The sequence below is a fragment of the Enterococcus sp. S86.2 genome (assembly GCF_059834485.2).
In genome coordinates this window covers 2,167,168-2,184,994 of record NZ_CM206813.1, presented here as the reverse complement: position 1 = coordinate 2,184,994, position 17,827 = coordinate 2,167,168, and the positions used below count along the sequence as shown (strand labels likewise).

15 protein-coding genes are annotated in these 17,827 nt (G+C 36.7%); 8 read left to right on the top strand and 7 right to left on the bottom strand.

What is annotated here, in order from left to right; genetic code table 11:
* Nucleotides 1–402 precede the first annotated feature (402 nt).
* The 3 genes from AC6R0T_RS10340 to AC6R0T_RS10330 form a co-directional block, all read right to left on the bottom strand.
* A complete protein-coding gene (locus AC6R0T_RS10340) occupies nucleotides 403–1,275 on the bottom strand; it encodes a sugar ABC transporter permease (RefSeq protein WP_230709440.1) in 873 nt (290 codons plus the stop codon).
* Between the two features lie 3 nt (nucleotides 1,276–1,278).
* Nucleotides 1,279–2,628, bottom strand: coding sequence for a carbohydrate ABC transporter permease (locus AC6R0T_RS10335; RefSeq protein ID WP_206904482.1), 1,350 nt, complete (start codon nucleotides 2,626–2,628; stop codon nucleotides 1,279–1,281).
* A gap of 201 nt (nucleotides 2,629–2,829) precedes the next feature.
* A complete protein-coding gene (locus AC6R0T_RS10330; RefSeq protein WP_206904483.1) occupies nucleotides 2,830–4,086 on the bottom strand; it encodes an extracellular solute-binding protein in 1,257 nt (418 codons plus the stop codon).
* Nucleotides 4,087–4,454: 368 nt separating this feature from the next.
* On the opposite strand from AC6R0T_RS10330, the gene AC6R0T_RS10325 reads away from it, so the two are divergent.
* The 3 genes from AC6R0T_RS10325 to AC6R0T_RS10315 are packed head-to-tail and all read left to right on the top strand — an operon-like array spanning nucleotide 4,455 to nucleotide 9,483.
* Nucleotides 4,455–6,212 (top strand): glycoside hydrolase family 13 protein, encoded by a 1,758-nt coding sequence (locus AC6R0T_RS10325; RefSeq protein WP_206904485.1) that lies wholly within the window; start codon nucleotides 4,455–4,457, stop codon nucleotides 6,210–6,212.
* Nucleotides 6,213–6,226: 14 nt separating this feature from the next.
* Nucleotides 6,227–7,852 carry a glycoside hydrolase family 13 protein gene (locus tag AC6R0T_RS10320; protein ID WP_303754552.1) on the top strand — a complete coding sequence of 542 codons (1,626 nt, stop codon included), beginning with the start codon at nucleotides 6,227–6,229 and terminating at the stop codon, nucleotides 7,850–7,852.
* Nucleotides 7,849–9,483 (top strand): glycoside hydrolase family 13 protein, encoded by a 1,635-nt coding sequence (locus AC6R0T_RS10315; protein ID WP_282462167.1) that lies wholly within the window; start codon nucleotides 7,849–7,851, stop codon nucleotides 9,481–9,483. Before AC6R0T_RS10320 ends, AC6R0T_RS10315 begins: the two co-directional genes overlap by 4 nt.
* 272 nt (nucleotides 9,484–9,755) lie before the next feature.
* On the opposite strand, the gene AC6R0T_RS10310 is transcribed toward AC6R0T_RS10315, so the two are convergent.
* Entirely contained in the window at nucleotides 9,756–10,958 is a 1,203-nt protein-coding gene (locus AC6R0T_RS10310; RefSeq protein ID WP_303754553.1) for a DUF2075 domain-containing protein, read from the bottom strand.
* Between the two features lie 144 nt (nucleotides 10,959–11,102).
* On the opposite strand from AC6R0T_RS10310, the gene AC6R0T_RS10305 reads away from it, so the two are divergent.
* The 4 genes from AC6R0T_RS10305 (at nucleotide 11,103) to AC6R0T_RS10290 (ending at nucleotide 13,524) form a co-directional block, all read left to right on the top strand.
* Nucleotides 11,103–12,038: a cation diffusion facilitator family transporter gene (locus AC6R0T_RS10305; protein ID WP_303754554.1), complete on the top strand. Its 936-nt coding sequence runs from the start codon at nucleotides 11,103–11,105 to the stop codon at nucleotides 12,036–12,038.
* Between the two features lie 98 nt (nucleotides 12,039–12,136).
* On the top strand, nucleotides 12,137–12,697 hold the full coding sequence (gene efp, locus AC6R0T_RS10300; protein ID WP_206904491.1) for an elongation factor P: 561 nt from the start codon (nucleotides 12,137–12,139) through the stop codon (nucleotides 12,695–12,697).
* A 93-nt stretch (nucleotides 12,698–12,790) separates the two neighbouring features.
* Entirely contained in the window at nucleotides 12,791–13,174 is a 384-nt protein-coding gene (locus AC6R0T_RS10295) for a fluoride efflux transporter FluC (RefSeq protein ID WP_303754555.1), read from the top strand.
* Nucleotides 13,171–13,524 carry a fluoride efflux transporter FluC gene (locus AC6R0T_RS10290; protein ID WP_206904501.1) on the top strand — a complete coding sequence of 118 codons (354 nt, stop codon included), beginning with the start codon at nucleotides 13,171–13,173 and terminating at the stop codon, nucleotides 13,522–13,524. The genes AC6R0T_RS10295 and AC6R0T_RS10290 overlap by 4 nt, the downstream gene beginning before the upstream one ends.
* Before the next feature lie 65 nt (nucleotides 13,525–13,589).
* Here AC6R0T_RS10290 and AC6R0T_RS10285 read toward each other — a convergent pair whose 3' ends face one another.
* From AC6R0T_RS10285 to AC6R0T_RS10275, 3 genes are all read right to left on the bottom strand, one after another.
* Nucleotides 13,590–15,713, bottom strand: coding sequence for a serine hydrolase (locus AC6R0T_RS10285; RefSeq protein WP_303754556.1), 2,124 nt, complete (start codon nucleotides 15,711–15,713; stop codon nucleotides 13,590–13,592).
* A gap of 91 nt (nucleotides 15,714–15,804) precedes the next feature.
* Complete coding sequence (locus AC6R0T_RS10280; RefSeq protein WP_303754557.1) at nucleotides 15,805–16,080, bottom strand: GIY-YIG nuclease family protein; 276 nt, start codon at nucleotides 16,078–16,080, stop codon at nucleotides 15,805–15,807.
* Nucleotides 16,070–16,804: a tRNA1(Val) (adenine(37)-N6)-methyltransferase gene (locus AC6R0T_RS10275; protein ID WP_206904509.1), complete on the bottom strand. Its 735-nt coding sequence runs from the start codon at nucleotides 16,802–16,804 to the stop codon at nucleotides 16,070–16,072. Before AC6R0T_RS10275 ends, AC6R0T_RS10280 begins: the two co-directional genes overlap by 11 nt.
* Nucleotides 16,805–17,032: 228 nt before the next feature.
* Here AC6R0T_RS10275 and AC6R0T_RS10270 point away from each other — a divergent pair, with 228 nt between their 5' ends.
* A complete protein-coding gene (locus AC6R0T_RS10270; protein WP_206904511.1) occupies nucleotides 17,033–17,650 on the top strand; it encodes a lysophospholipid acyltransferase family protein in 618 nt (205 codons plus the stop codon).
* Nucleotides 17,651–17,827 lie beyond the last annotated feature (177 nt).

Sequence of the window (17,827 nt, the reverse complement as noted above, 5' to 3'; positions counted from 1 at the left end):
TGATCTGTTACAAGAAAATGCGTCATGCCATTTTCTTATGTAATACGGCTAAAGGGGCTAAAAAAATAGCTTGGCGGAAACTATGGGGAATAGTTTTCCGCCTATTGGGAAATTAAGGTTATTGGGGAATATCCTTGTTTCTACTACTCATTTTAAACTGTTTTGACTAAATTGCATTATAATTATTCTAAATAGGAAAATCAAGCGGGTTTACAATGTTATTTTCTTCATTATAAAAGGCGACAATATCCTCTTTTTTAGATAATTTTCGTTTTACTTCATTTTTTTTTGAATTAGAGAATTTTTTGATAAGAAAAAATTTGAAAAAATAGATAAAAACGCCTGCTGTACAATTGTTTTGAAAATAATTGTACAGCAGGCATTTTGCTTGGATTTTTTTGATTAACCTTTTACAGAACCAGAAGTAATCCCTTCTACATAATATTTTTGCATGAAGATAAATAAAATCGTAATTGGAATTGCAATCAGTACACAACCGGCTGTAAAAGACATAAATAAAGAGTTTGCAGTTGTTTTGTTCATCATTGAGAATAAGCCGATCGCAACGGTGTAGTTTTTAACATCGTCGCCCATGATGATCTTGGCAAAGATAAAGTCCATCCACGGAGCCATAAAGGCCATTAAAGCAGTGTAGACAATAATTGGCTTGGAAAGAGGAAGCGTAATTTTAGTAAAAATTTGCCATTTGTTGGCACCGTCAATCATGGCAGATTCATCCAAGGCCATTGGAATGGTATCAAAGAACCCCTTCGCAATATAAAAACCTAGGGCAGCGCCCGAAGAGTAGATCAAAATTAAAGCGACCAAACTTTGAGTTAAATCCATTGCTTTTAAAATATAGTAGACCGCAATCATACTCATAAAGCCAGGAAACATATTTAAAACTAAGGCCACTTTTAAAAATGGTTTCCGTAGTTTAAAACGCAATCGCGATAAGGCATAAGCCATGGCAATTGTAATGAAGGTTGAAAGCAGACAGCTAATAACTGCAACAAAAAGTGTGTTTAAAAACCAACGGACAAAAGGATAGTTGCCTGAAGCATCACTTAAAAGGGTAGCATAATTTCCCATTGTAAATTCTTTGGGGATGATATAAGGAACAAATGCGCCCCCTTCTGAACGAAAGCTCGTAAGAACAATCCAGAAAATAGGAAAGAGCCAAAAGACTGCCATAATCGTTAAAATGGCGTAGATTAACGTGCGGGTTGCTCTTTGTTTTTTATGATAACTTTTGCTTTTTGATTGTACCGCCATTTTTTACGCCTCCTTAAATGAATTTGTACGCGTGTAGGCCATTAAACTAAAGACTGCTGATAAGATGAAGATCAAAATACCGATAACAGAGGCTAAATTATAGTCCATCGTATTGACAGTCAAGTTATAAAGCCAAGTAACTAAAAGGTCAGTGGAACCAGCGCCGTAAAAGTCAGAGTTGGTTGGACCACCTTGGGTTAATAGATAGATAACGTTGAAGTTATTGATATTGCCGATAAATTGTTGGATTAAAGCTGGTGTCATGACAAATAGGATTTGTGGGAAAGTGATGTTACGGAAAATTTGGAATTTATTCGCCCCATCAATTTCAGCAGCTTCAATTTGATCAGTTGGCAAGTTTTGGATAATCCCAGTTGAAATTAACATCGTGACTGGAATCCCGATCCACATATTGACAACAATAACGGTAATTTTTGCTAAAATTGGATCTGTTAAAAAAGGAATCGAGCTAGAAATCCAACCTAAATTTTGTAAGATGGCATTAATTGGTCCCGCATCATTTAGTAAATTACGCATGACAAGTAAAGAGACAAATTGCGGCACAGCCATTGTAATAACAAAAAGTGTTCGCCACATTTTTTTGTATTTAATGCCTTTTGCGTTAATTAATAAGGCTAAGATAATACCAAAAAAGAAATTGGTTACAGTTGCAAAGATGGCCCAAATTAAGGTCCAGCCTAAGACGGGGAAGAAGGTTCCGGCCATATCACCGCTAATGACATTACCAAAATTTTGTAATCCAACCCAAGTAAATAAGCTTTTTGGTGGTAAGTGATTATGATCGTAGTTCGTAAAGGCGATGGAAATCATGTATAAAAGCGGTAAAACGGTAAAGAACAAGACACCGATTAATGGGACAGACATTAACGTAACATGGAAACGTTCGTTTAATAAGCTGCGTAAGTCTTGAGTAGTTGAAGGAATTTTATCGCCAGATAGTTTTAATTCAAAAAGGTGACGTGCACTTTTTAAGTTGATAACATATAAAATAATTAATAAAACACAGACTAAAATAGCCGCAATCCCAAATAGTAAAATCAACATGGAATTATCGCCTTTTTGTAAAAGTTCAATTCCTAAATCTTCGTTATAAACCAAACCTTGTTTTTTTGTGCCTAAGGTTTGAAGCATCGCTAAGGCGTGAGCACCATTGGTTACAAGCCAATAAATAAAGCCAATTTCACTGGCTAAAAACAAAAGACCTTTTGGAATTTGTTTGTTTGCCAGGTTAGCAGCACCCATAATGAAAAAAGATAATTTAGTGGGCAAATCACCTTTTTTAAAAAGCTCTCTAAAGGTGATGTGGGTTTCATAGTTTTTCTTTTTGAACATGTGGTCTTCACCTAACTTTCGTTTTTCCTGCTTGTATTTAAAAGAGGAATTTTGAATAAGGAGAATTGAACAAAACTCCCAGTTGTGTTTGAAAGCTAGCTGCATTGCCAAGCTTTCTTAACTAAAAAGGCCGAGCGAAAAAATCTGCAGGGATTTTTTGATCGGCCTTAAATTTTACACTTGCGTCAAACTAATAACGATTTATTCTGCTGATTTAGATGTATCAGCAACAAATTTATCCAATTTTGCTTGGTAGTCACTAGCGGCGATTTTGCCTTTGTAAGTGTCGTTAATCAAAGCGTCCATTGGTGGCCAGAATGAAACCATTTCTGGTAATTTGGGCATTACAACAGAATGTTCTGGGTCAGCCATTTCCATAACTGCTTTTGCGACAGCGTCTTCTTTAACTTTGCTATCTTCTTGTAATTCTTTGTTAGCAGGAATTACGCCGTTTACTTCGAATTCTTTTTGTTGTGTTTCTTTACCACTTAAGTAGTTTGCTAATGCCATGGCTGCTAGTGGTGCTTTTGTTTGTTGGTTAACACCGTAAACTTTAACACCTAAAAAAGCTTTCATTTGTTTTGGACCATTGCCAAAATCAATGGTAGGGTAAGCTGCAACAGCCATGTTATCACCCAATGCTTTTTTCACATCATTTTTAGACCATGGACCAGAAAGGAAAGCATCTGTTTTACCAGATTGTAAGTTTGATAAGGCAGATGCGTTGGCTTGAACGACACCGGCATTATCTTTTTGTTTGGCGATCCAGTCAAGAACTTGTACACCTTGTTCATCATTGAAGTTTGTTCCTTTTAAGTCTTCACCATTTTCACCATATAAAACATTGCCGTTACTCATGAATAATGGACCAAAGATGTAGTTGGCACCTGCTTCAGCAAAGTTTGTCCCAATTTTACCTTTTTGGGTTAACGTTGCCCAAGTTTTTACATCATCTGCAGATAATTTTGCTTTGTTATAGTAAAGAACTTGTGATTCAACACCATAAGGGTAGCCGTAAATTTTATCTTTCCAAGTAACACCGTTAACAGCTGCTTCGGTATTATTTTCTTTAATTTCTTCTGCTTGTTTTTTACCAACGGGATACAAAAGACCAGCTTCTGCCATTTGACCAATTTGATCGTGGGGCATCATGAAAACATCAGCAGCTTTTTCTGGGTCTTTTGAAACATCTGCTTTAGCGTCAGCAGATTGACCGGCTTTAATGGTTACTTTTACATCGGGATATTCTTTTTGGAAATCAGCAACAGCTTCTTTAATAGCTGGAATATGTTCAGTATCAATCCATACTTTTAAATCACCTTTTACTTCTTCAGATTTTGCGGATGAGTTATCTGCGCTGTCATCTTTTGAATCACTTGAACCACAAGCTGCTAATGTCATAGCAGATAAACTTAAAACTACGCCACCCATCAATAACTTTTTCCAATTTGATTTCATTTCTTGTTCCTCCCAAAAATTATTTAAATGATTTCGCTTACAAAATGTATTATGCAACCGATTGCGGAAATAGTCAAGCAATTTATTTGAAATATTTTTTTTGCTTTTTTAAAACACGAGATACAAATTGAAAGTTCCATAAAAGTTTTACGTATATAACGAAAACAATTGACGATATATACTAATTTTGCGAACGAAAATAAGAATCGGTCATTTTAGTAACACTTGCAAAGAAGCAAAAAAATATAAATGCAATCGTTTGCGGTAATTTCATTGAAATTCAAATTTTAATATGTCATAATGAAGCCGAAATGAACTTTTTCTCATGAAAAATATCGTGAGTAATCAAAAAAGAAGGGTGCGATTTGATGAATACAGCAGCAATTAATCACCGTCCAGATAGCGAGTTTGCCTATTTATATCAAAAAGATCTCATGCACATTCGCTTAAAAACAGCCAAAAATGATGTGAAAAAAGTAGAACTTCTTCATGGGGATACCTATACTTTAGAAGCAGAAAAGTGGTATCAAAAACCATTAGTAATGGAAAAATATTTAACGACTGAATTGCATGATTATTGGGTGGTAGCAACGAGTGAACCATATAAGCGCATGGCTTATGGCTTTAAAGTTGTCGGTTTAGATGATAGTGAAATTTTTTATGGCGATCATGGCTGTTTTCCAGCTGAAAAAGAATACCTAAAGATGCCGAATAACTATTTTAGAATGCCGTATTTTCATGAAGTTGATCGCTTTAAAGCACCAGCGTGGGTAAAAAATACAGTATGGTATCAAATTTTTCCAGAGCGATTTGCCAACGGGGATAAAAGTAATGATCCAAAGGGAACGCTGCCGTGGGGCTCAAAAGATCCTGATCGTCAAGATTTCTTTGGTGGCGACTTACAAGGCGTTTTAGATCACTTAGACCATTTCACCGAACTTGGGATTAACGGTCTCTATTTTTGTCCGATTTTTAAAGCCCATTCCAATCACAAATACGATACGATCGATTACTTTGAAATTGATCCAGACTTTGGCGATAAAAAATTATTTAAAAAATTAGTAGCGGAATGTCATAAACGGGGCATCAAAATAATGTTAGATGCAGTCTTTAATCATATGGGAGATACTTCACCACAATGGCAAGATGTTTTGCAAAATGGTGCCGCTTCAAAATATGCTGATTGGTTTCACATTAATGAATTTCCAGCTAGCTATAAAGAAGGAAAAGATTTTGAAGATGCCTATGATATTACCTATGATGTTTTTGCTTTTACTCCCCATATGCCAAAATTAAATACAGCAAATCCAGAAGTAAAAAAATATCTTTTGGAGATTGCAGCGTATTGGATTAAAGAATTTGATATTGATGCTTGGCGTTTGGATGTCGCCAATGAAGTCGATCACACTTTTTGGCGGGAATTTCGGCAAGTGTGTGATGCAGCCAAAGATGATTTCTATATTTTAGGTGAAATTTGGCACTCTTCTCAAAGTTGGCTTAATGGTGATGAATTTACCGCTGTAATGAACTACGCATATACAGATGCTATTTCCGGTGCTTTTGTTAAAAAAGACATCACGTTAGAAAAAATGGTATCGGAAATTAATCGGCAATTAATGCTTTATCGCCAACAAACCAACCAAGTGCAATTTAATGTCTTAGATTCCCACGATACACCGCGAATTTTAACGGAGGCAAAAAACGATAAAGACTTAATGAAACAAGTAGAGGCTTTTACTTATTTACAACCCGGAGTACCATGTATTTATTACGGCGATGAATTTGCCATGACAGGAGAAATGGATCCAGATTGTCGTAAATGTATGGTTTGGCAAGAAGAAGATCAGGACTTGGATATGTTTGCCTTTTTCAAAAAACTGGTCAAATTTCGCCGTGACTTTGCAAAAATACTATCAGAAGGTCAAATGATTTGGGAAAATGTTGATCTAGCTAAACAGCAAATTGTACTTCAACGCAAATTAGCAGATAAAAAAATTATCGGCTACTTCAATTTGGGTGAAAATGCGAACTCTCTAACTATTAAAGGGGAAATTATTTTGGCTAATGGCTTTACTGCCGATCTGAAATTAGCTCCTAAAGGTTTTGTCATTACAAAAGAGGATTAGAAAGAGTGAAAAAAATGGAAAAACACTGGTGGCAAGAAGTTGTTGTATACCAAATTTATCCCCGCAGTTTTAAAGACAGCAATGGTGATGGAATTGGCGATATTGGCGGTATTATTGAAAAATTAGATTATTTAAAAAAACTGGGAATTGGTGCGATTTGGTTATCCCCAGTCTATGCCTCTCCCAATGATGATAATGGCTACGATATTTCAGATTATGAAGCGATTATGGCCGAATTTGGCACAATGGAGGATATGGAGCGGCTAATTACTGAAGCTAAAAAGCGTTCCATCAAAATTGTGATGGACTTAGTAGTCAATCATACTTCTGATGAGCATCAATGGTTTCTTGAAGCCAAAAAAGGCAAGGAAAATACCTACCGCGATTATTATGTGTGGGCCGATCCTAAAGCAGATGGCAGCGCGCCCAATGAATTGGGATCGACATTTTCTGGCAGCGCTTGGGAATTTGATGAAGCAAGTGGGCAGTATTACTTGCATTTATTCTCCAAAAAACAACCTGATTTAAATTGGGCCAATGAAAAAGTGCGGCAGGCAGTTTATGATATGATGAATTTTTGGATTGAAAAAGGAATTGGCGGTTTTCGTATGGATGTCATTGATTTGATCGGCAAAGTGCCAGAAAAGATGATTACCGGCAATGGTGCCAAACTCCATGACTATTTACAAGAGATGAACAAAGCAACTTTTGGTAAACACGATTTGTTAACCGTCGGCGAAACGTGGGGAGCAACACCTGAAATTGCCAAATTATACTCAAATCCTAAACGCCAAGAGTTAAGCATGGTCTTTCAATTTGAACATGTCGCATTAGATGAACAGCCCCAAAAAAGCAAATGGGATTTACGTCCCCTTGCAGTGGCGCAATTGAAGGAAGTTTTTGCCAAATGGCAGACAGAACTAGGTGATGAAGGATGGAACTCACTATTTTGGAACAACCATGATTTACCCCGCATTATTTCCCGTTGGGGAGACGAAAAAAATTATCGTGTTAAAAGCGGTAAATTGTTAGCGATTTTATTACACTTACTAAAAGGGACGCCATATATTTATCAAGGAGAAGAAATTGGCATGACCAATCATTTGGTTAGTGCCATTGAAGAAGTTGACGATATTGAAAGTATTAACATGTATCATGAACGACTCGCTCAAGGATATAAACCAGCTGAAATTATAAATGCCATCAATGTTAAAGGAAGAGATAATGCCAGAACACCCATGCAATGGGACGATAGTCAACACGCTGGTTTTACGACCGGTACACCGTGGCTTGCGGTAAATGAGAATTATCCTAAAATAAACGTCACCCAAGCATTAGCAGATAAAGATTCACTTTTTTATACGTATCAAAAATTGATTCAATTGAGAAAAGACAACCCGTTAGTGGTATGGGGGGATTTTCACCTATTAAAAACAGCTCCTGAAGTTTTTGCCTATACACGAAGCTTCAAAGAAAAAACGTGGCTTGTTGTGACAAACTTTGCTAGTGAAGCAAATGAATTTCATTACGACGGTGCAATTAAGGAACTGATTTTATCCAACGGTCCTACGCCAAGTCAATTAGAAAAAGTTGTACTTATGCCTTGGGATGCTTTTGTCGTGGAAGTGGTGAAATCATGACCAATTGGTGGCAAAATGCAGTGGGGTATCAAATTTATCCCCGTAGTTTTTATGATAGTAATGGGGATGGCATTGGGGATATTAAAGGAATTATTGCCAAAATTCCCTATCTTAAGGAACTGGGAGTTGATTTTATTTGGTTAAATCCCATGTACAAATCTCCCAATGTAGATAATGGCTATGATATTTCTGATTATAAAGACATCGCAGCCGAATATGGTGATATGGCACAGTTTAAGGAACTTTTAGAGGCGTGCCACAAAGAAAATCTGAAAATTATTTTGGATTTAGTAGTCAACCACACCAGCGATCAGCACCCTTGGTTTGTGGAAGCAAGAAAAGGTAAAGAAAATCCGTACCGTAATTATTATCACTGGCAGAATGCTACGCCCGCTAACTTGCCGAATAATTGGCAGAGTTTTTTTGGCGGTTCAACTTGGACGGTCGATGAACCAAGTGGTCAGGCTTATTTTCACGTATTTGCGCCAGAACAACCGGATTTAAATTGGAAAAATGAAGCTGTGCGTACTGAAATTTACCAAATGATTCGCTGGTGGTTAGAACTGGGAATTGATGGATTTCGATTAGATGCCATCAGCCATATCCAAAAGGAACCTTGGAATTTTAAAATTAAAGATAATCCCTGGGCGCCTTTCATGAATGTAGCTGGTATTGACAATTATATGAAGGATTTACAACAAATTTTTAATGAATACAATGTGATGACAGTAGGAGAAGCCAGTGGCGTTTCCAGTAAAAAAGCGGTTAATTGGACAGATTCAGAAGGGTATTTGGATATGATTTTTGAATTGGAACATAATGTTCGAAAAGGAGTTGCGGGAAGCGAACGGATTGATTTATTAGGCTTTAAAAAAGTTATCGCCCGTTGGCAAAAAGATTTAGGTAAAAAAGGTTGGAATGCCCTATATCTTGAAAATCATGATAATCCACGCTTTAACACAATTTTAGGCAACGAAACCAAGAAATCAGCGAAAGCTTTAGCCATGATGTATTTATTATTACGTGGAACGCCTTTTATTTATCAAGGGCAAGAATTAGGCGCAACAAACTATCCATTTCAAACAATTTCAGAAGTGGATGCCAAAGATACCCTTTCTTTTTATCATCGGCTGCTAGCTGAAAATAAAAGTGAAGCAGAAGCATTGCAGCTTGCCACTTCTTGGAGTCGTGATCATGCTCGTACCCCAATGCAATGGGATGATAGCAAAAACGCTGGCTTTACTACAGGTACACCTTGGCTGAAAGTCAACCCCAATTATGTCAAAATCAATGTTGCAGCTGAAAAAGAAGATCCTGACTCGGTCTTGAATTTTTATCGGCAATTGATTCAAATACGTAGACAAGAGGAGACTTTTGCAACTGGGACCTTTGAATTATTGGCTCAAAATGACCCTGATATTTTTGCATATTTAAGAAAAGGGGAAAAGCAGTTTTTAATTATTACCAATATCAGCCAAAAAACTAGAAAACTAACGTTGCCCAAAAAAATCTGGCAGAAAAATTGGCAGTCCTATATTGCAAACGACAAAACCGCCCCTAAAAAATTAACAAAAGAAATGACATTTGCTCCTTACGATGCTTTGTTATTCGTGGAGCAATCAAATAGCTGATAATTTATAATCTAGCAAAAAAGCGAGCCCCACTAAGGTCGGCTCGCTTTTTTTGTGCTATCAATATTCTTTTTTTTACTTGCTAAATTTAATGAAATAAATATGGTGGAGTATTATTATTTTGGCGCGCAATTTTGAAACAAAAGGTCCATTTATTATTCCTGTTTATCAAATGCTGTCTGGTTTATTTGCTATCATTTTTGACCGTATCAGGTATGACAAACTAAATCATTTTAAAATTTAGCTTGAAAATATCTCAGTAAGTGCCAGTTTTATATTTTCGTGTTCTTTAATGCAAGTAAATGTTTTCTGAGAGTAGCATCGGTAGCATAAATATATAAACCAAATTTTCCGCGTTTGAATAAAATATTGATGCTGTTTGCGACAATCTCATTTTTTGCTTTTGCTAATGAAGCAACATCTGTTCTGGTTTTAAAGGCTTCATGATCTTCGTAAAGATTACTGTCAATGTAAATTTTTTCCTCTGCTTCATCATATTTTACGCTCGGTCCTAAGATGACTCCGGCATAATTTAAATCAAAGCCTTGGATCGTGTAAATCGAGCCGACTTCATTAATAGTTTCGGGGCGTTCTGCCCAAGGGCGATCGGTAAAATTAAGTTTGTCCCAGGGAAGTTTCAAATTTCCGGCGGTTACAAACCATTTTTTATCATCCAAGACAGTGAAGGGGAAATCAGTAGTAGCTAGTAATCGGGATAGGCCAAATTGCTGATTTTTAGTTTTGATTTTCTCGTAAAGAGACAGCCCATCGGCAAAAAATTCTAACTCAAAGTTTTTTGTTGTTGGTTTTGGGACTAAATGCCCCTTTACAAAGGCATTAATCCAGTCTGTCACTTTGGCATCCTGGAGCCGATATTGCTGATCTAAGTAATAATATTGGGTAGGGTAGTCCTTTAATAGACTTTTTAACCAGTTAGGTTGCCAATAGCTTTTCAATTTTATTACTTGTGCAAAATCAAAAACTAAAATAACGACCTTGGCTAATTTCATAATTTCGACTAATTGATTTGTCTGTTGAAATTTATTAAATGGATCTGACTTACTCAATAAGAGATGCCCCTCATCAATCATGATAATCTCAGCTTTTTTATGCTCCTTTTGATAGTGGTTAATAAAAGGTGTTGGTTTCATGAAATCTTTTTTGTATAAATAAGTAGATTGCTGGGCTAATTCTTTATAGATCTTCAACATTTCGTTGTGATTGACCAATAATTTATTGTCAAAACCGCTAAAGGCGGTGTTAGGTTGCCGACTTAGTTTTTGCAGCTTTTCAAAGGCGCTGGCTAAAACAATACTTTTTCCCGCGCCAGCCTCACCACTTAAAACAAAGACAGCTGTTTTGTCGCAAGGAATATTTGTTGCACTAAAATCTAAAATTTTGCGGACTACATTTTGCTGGTTGTCATCGAGTTTTGCTGTTTTTGGCAAAATAAAACTGCTAGTTAAAGTTTCCATTTAATCACTTCCTAAAACTATTGTAGAAAAATTGCGAGTATTTGTAGAATATTTTGTTTTAAAAGCGCTATTGTTTTTGCTAAATTGCTAGTTTCTTTATAATAAAGAAGAGACTTCAATTAATTAAAAAAAGGAATGAGAAAAATGGAAAAAGAAACAAATCAAGGGATGATGGCCGTAATTGCTGCTTTAGTCGCCAATATATTAGTGGCGATTAGTAAATTTGTCGGCTACTTGTTAAGCGGGAGTGCCGCAATGTTAAACGAGAGTATTCATAGTGTCGTCGATTGTAGCAATCAAGCGCTATTGCTAATCGGGGATAAGTGGGCGGCACGTCCGGTCAGCCAGTTGCATCAGTTTGGTGAGGGGCGAGCAAAGTATTTTTTTAGTACCATTGTAGCGATGATGCTTTTCTTTGGTGGTGGTGCTTTAGGTGTGATGGAAGCAATGGAAAAGCTTTTTCATCCGGCTCACGAAGTTGGTAACCAATGGCTTGTGATTATCATTTTAATTTTTGGGATGGCAGTAGAAGGGAGTTCACTACGCATTGCCTTTAAAGAAATTAAGGAATTGAATGAAGAGAAGTTACCGTTATTTCGCTTTTTAAGAGAAAGCCGTCACAGCGAAATTTTAATTATTTTTACCGAAGATTTTTGTGCAGTGATTGGTTTAGTAATAGCTTTATTGGGAACTATTTTAACCATGGTAACCGGCAATGCACTATTTGATGCTTTAAGCGGGTTATTAATCGGTCTATTGTTAATGTTCGCTGCAATTTTTCTAGCACGGGAATTTTATAGTCTAATTATTGGCGAAAGCGTTACTGCTAGTGATTTGAAAAAGATTAAAGCAGCCTTTTCGCGCACAGAAGTAAAACGTCTGATTGATATTAAGACTGTGCATTTGGGGCCAACAGAAATTATGATTGCCGCAAAAATTGACATCGTTGATGAAGCAGAAGCCCATAGTTATAGGGTTGTAAATGAGATCGAGCGCCAAATTCGTCAAAGTCTGCCAGATAAAAAAGCCTATATTTATATCGAAACAGACGAATACGATCCCAACTACGTTAGAAAATAAAAAGAGGCTAAATGAGAATTTTGGCTAAAACTAGCATAAACGCGTCTTGTTTGCTACAATGAAAAAGAATTTTATAACAAGAAAGAAGGATTTAGACAATGATTGCAGCAAGCGACTTACGGGCAGGGATGACATTTGTCCAAGACGGTAAATTGATCAAAGTTTTAGATGCGAGTCATCATAAACCAGGTAAAGGAAACACGGTAATGCGAATGAAACTTCGCGATGTTCGAACTGGTGCGACATATGACACAACTTTACGTCCTGATGAAAAATTTGAAAAAGCACACATCGATACAAAACCTGTGCAATATTTATATACAATGGATGATACAGCCTTCTTCATGGATTTGGAAACATATGAACAATATGAAATTCCAGTTGAAACAATTGCAGAAGAAATGAAATACTTGTTGGAAAATATGGAAGTTAAAATTCAATTCTTCGGTTCTGAAGTAATTGGGGTGCAATTACCAACAACTGTTGTCTTAGTTGTTACAGAAACACAGCCTTCAATTAAAGGTGCAACTGTAACTGGCTCTGGTAAACCGGCAACAATGGAAACAGGCTTAGTTGTTAACGTACCAGATTTTATTGAAGCCGGTGAAAGCTTAGAAATTAACACGGCTGAAGGTACGTATATCAAACGTGCAAAATAATTGAAATGAAAACCAAGAGGTGCAACTTTTACTCTTGGTTTTTTTGTGCTACTTTTTTAATAGCAAAACTTTTTTTGAAGAGGGGGCATTTGAGTGGATTACATAATTGTAGCTTTCTTTGCGTTTTTTGGTGGCAATGCACGCTATTTATTGGGTTTAAGTTTACCCGCAGTCAATGGCTTTCCGCTAGGAACCTTGGTGGCCAATTTATTGGGCTGTTTTTTGTTTAGCTGGTTAGTAAAACACATTATGGCCGATCAAGATGTCAATGGCCGGTTAATTTTAGGCGTGGGTACTGGCTTTTTTGGTGCCTTTACAACATTTTCTTCCTTTGCTTTAGATACGGTAAAACTTTTTGAAACAAACGTTTTATTGGCGGGACTTTATTTAACTGTATCCATTTTTGGTGGAATTTTAATGGCCTATCTAGGAGAAAAAGTATGGCGCCCAAAGCCTCATAAGGAGGACTTAAAATGAATATGCTACTGGTTGGTTTGGGAGCTGCGTTAGGTGCTATGGCACGCTTTTTTATTAATCGTTTTTTTGAAAAGCGACCCCATCCGTATCCGTGGGCGACCCAAATTATTAATTTAACAGGTGCTTTTATCTTAGGAGTATTTTCTGGCTTGCATTTAAGTGATGCCGCATATTTGTTTTTGGGAACTGGTATGATGGGCGGATACACGACTTTTTCTACCTTTAATTTTGAATTATTAACTTTGTGGCAGGCAAAACCTAAACTTTTTTATCGCTATTTTGCTATTTCTTATGGTGGCGGCTTATTTTTAAGCTTTCTGGGGGTTTTCGTAGGAAGTTTGGGACAATAAAATACCCAAAGGATATTTAGGTAAAAGACGGTATTTTGTCTTTGCTAAAGTCCTTTGGGTATTTTCTATTTCATGATTTGATAGACATCTTTTGAAATACGCGAGATAATCTCATAGCCGGTACCTTGTGTCATTACACTAATAACATAAGGTTCTTTTGTATAGACAATGCCACAATCGTGAGCATAGCCGCCGAGATCACCAATTTTATGAGCCACCCGCACTGGCAAATATTTTGGCAAACGCTGACTATCATAGGTTGTATGGGAAAGATAAGTCAGCACCTTGCCTCCTTCAAAATATATAGCTTTTAAAAGACGCGTATTTTCTTTGGCATTAATCACACTAAAACGCGTCCATTTGCGGCCGATGATACTACTAATTTCGTTTTTCATTTTTTGACTATATTTATCAGCTCCATAATAGCCTAAGAAATTAGCACCTTGATTATCTGAATACTTACAAGTCCAGTTCATAATTGTATCTAAAGAATAATAGTTACCAAAACGTTTGGATTGTAAAATGCCAGCTCCGCCCCGCATATAAGATAAAGACATTTTATTGATCGCATCGGTGTAACGATATTTTTTATAAGGATTTAACTTTTTGGCATTGATTTGCTTTTGCGTATAATACAAAGCCGGTAATTTGCCGGTGCTGGCCGCATGAAAATTTTTATTTCCATTTATTTGGGCCACGCTACCGTCGGTTAAACTCATCACATAAATGCCTAAATTTTTATTTTTATATTTACGATTGAGTAATTGTTGCACCTGTTTTAATTTTTGGGCTTTGGAAGTTGCTTGTTTTGTGGCACCAGCATTAATGTATCCTTGCCATTTGCCAGATTGGGTATAAAGACTTAAATAGCGAGCTCCATTTGCGTGCTCGTAGTAGCCTTTAGCAACATACAGACTGCCCATTAGCTTTTGACTTGTATTTTTCTTTTGCCATTTAAAATTTTGCCATAATGGTTGATTTTTGTTGGTTAAAACAACGCTCTTACCCCACTTTTGATAAATGCCTTGAGGACCGGCTGCTATTTTTGTGGCGGCACTATTTAAATAGCCAATCCAGTTGCCTTTTTGATTATAAAGTGTGTAATAAGTTGCGCCATTAACATGGCGATAAAGACCGCGAGCCAAAAATGTTTTGCCGTAAAGATTTCTAGTTTTATTGCGATATTTCCAGTTGAAATTTTGATGAATTTGATAATTTTTATTGGTAATGGTAACGTATTTGCCTAATTTTTGGTAAACTCCTTGTCCACCGGGGGCAGTTGTGGTTGCTTTGACATTGGTAAATCCGACTCGTACTTGCTTGCCGCCTTTAAGTTGGTAAAGGCTGTAATAATCATTGCCGTCAAAATGGTGGTATAACTCTTTTACTAAAAAGGACTGCTGATAATATTTTTTAGTCGTTTGTGGGGTGCTCTGAATCCAAGATTGCAAAAAAGGATAATTTGTAGCGGTTAAGGTTACATATTTTTGCTGTTTAATCGCAGTTCCTGCAATTGAGGTGATATTGGTACTACTGGCTTTAATGAAGCCAACGAAATTTCCTTTATTTGAATATAAATCAAAATATTTCTCACCGTCGGCATGAAGGTAAGTATTGCGACTTTGCCAAGTTTTCAGTGTCAAAGGATTGGTTGACTGTCCATTTTGTAAGGTGTTATCTCCCCAATATGTTGTGGCATTTTTGAAGGTGAGATACTGAATTTTAGGTTGAGGCAATCCCAGTGGACTATCACTTAGGACACCGCTAGTAGCTAAGACATAAAATATGGTTTGACCTTGCAATTTGTAATAGACTTTATCATCAAAAGTGGTGATTTTACTTAAAATTTGGAAAGTCTGCTGGAAATAATTTTTTGTTATTCCTGCTGGTGTTGCTGTGAAATCTGTCCAAAAGTTATCATTTGGCGTTGTAATGGTAAAGTATTTCTTTTCACTGGCTGTTGTATAAAACGCAGGGGCGGTGTTCTTTTTTTGCAGTTGTGCTTCATCTTTTCTGTCTGTTGTTGCGATAGGTTCATTATGTAACGAGGGACTTGTCTCTTTTGTGGTGCTAGTGATTGTTTCTGTTACTTCTTCTTGCATACTCGTGTTTGTTGTTGCTGCTAAAGTGCTGGACGAAAAAGAAATCACTAACGCCAAACCAACGAATATCAAACCGACCTTTTTCATAGTTATCCTCCTTTTTGTTGCCGCTTTCATTTTTGATGGTACCATAAAAGGGTCCTCCAGCAAAAAGAGAACCCTTTTTTAGACGATTTAGTTAAAGTTGATTTTGCTTTTGATGGGCTTTTAAATAGGCTTCTTTTTGTAGTCGGCTTAACTTTTTAAAGGCAGCTTCAGCTTTAGTTGCACTACTGCGATCAAAAAAGACTTCTGCATGCACCATTTGTAGTGGTCGTCTTTTTTTTAGCCGGGTATACTTGGCACCAACGCCGTCATTATGTTCTTTTAAGCGGCGGGTCAAATCTGTCGTATAGCCGGCATAAAAAGTATTATCTCGGCATAAGAGAACATAAAAATAATGCTTATTGGCCATAAAGCATCGCCTTAATAGCTGGGGTATATTCATTTGTTTTGGAATATACGGTTAGTGGTGGCAAAATTTTAAATCCGTCTTTTTTACCATTTTTTATTCCTTCAACTAAAACAATATTTGCATCTTTATTGGCTTTAGGGTAGACAAATTGAACGCGCTTTGGCGCGATGCGATAGGCCTGCATCAATTCTAAAATTTCTAAAAAACGATCAGGTCGATGGACTAAAGCCAAGCGTCCATTCATCTTTAGCATTTGGCTGGAGACGTCAATGACGTCTTCTAGTGTCGCGTGGATTTCATGGCGGGCAATGGCCAAATGGGGATTAGGATTTTTTTCATTTGTCGCTAGGTTTTTAAAATAAGGGGGGTTGCACAAGACCAGTTCTACCGAATCTTTTTTTATAACCGATAAGCTATCTTTTAAATTTAGTTCATAGACTTTTAGCTGTTCTTCCAAATGGTTTAAAGCGATACTGCGTTGTGCCATATCCGCTAAGCGGGGTTGAATTTCGATTTGATCAATTTTGGCATTTGTTTTATGACTGACAAAAAGACCAACCGCCCCGTTGCCAGCACAGAGATCAACAATTTTACCTCGCTTGGGAATATTGGGAAAGTTTGCCAGTAAGACGGCATCGATGGAAAAAGAAAAGACATCTTTACTTTGAATGATCTTAATTCCTTCTGCGTATAAAGCATCAATACGTTCATTTTTATTTAACACGATTTACACCTGCAATTTTTTTTAATTGAAAATCTCTACTCGTATTATACTCGACTGATAAAGTGGTGCAACTGTTGGTAAAAAAAGCTTGTCAAAAGATACTTTTTTTTGCATACTTAGACCGTGTTGTATTTGAAATAATTTGTGTAAGGGCAAAATAGAAGGATTACTCCTTACCCATTAAAAACGCAACTTGCAGATAATGAGAGAAATAGAGAGGAAGATCAGATGTTTTTTACCATGATGCGGGGCATTGTCCGCTTTTTACTATTTGTACTAAACGGTAATTCTGAATTTCAAAATAAGATTGCATTACCACAGAATGAAAATTATATTTTAGTTGCACCTCATAGGACTTGGTGGGACCCATTGTACATGGCAGTCGGCGCGAGACCGAAAAAATTCAGTTTTATGGCGAAGGAAGAATTATTCAAAAATCCTATTTTGCGTTTCATTTTAATTCACGCCAATGCTTTTCCAGTTGACCGCAAAAAACCGGGTCCTTCTGCCATTAAAACTCCAGTAAAGTTGTTAAAAAATACTGATCTAAGTTTAATTATGTTCCCTAGTGGTACCCGGCATGCCACTGAGCTAAAAGGGGGCATGGCACTCATTGCTAAAATGGCTAAAGTTAAGATTGTGCCTTGTGTTTACCAAGGACCATTGACCTTTAAAGATTTGCTAAAACGAAAAAAAGTTACCATGCGTTTTGGTGAACCCATTGATATTAGCGATGTGAAAAAAATTGATAAAGAAGGCATGGCGGTGGTGGAAACGCGCATTCAAACAGCCTTTGATCAATTGGATCGCGCCATTGATCCTAATTTTAAATATATTGTTAAATAATTTTTTTACCAGCGTATTTTACGCTGGTTTTTTTATAGTCAAAAATGAAGGAATTATCTCATTTTTAAAGTTTGCACGGAGATTTTAATTGTTCATAAATAAAGTGATGTTGTTGATAAAGTCTTTTTTTTAGGCATTTTTACAAGCAGTAGCCGTGACTTTTTGAAAAGGGGTTGA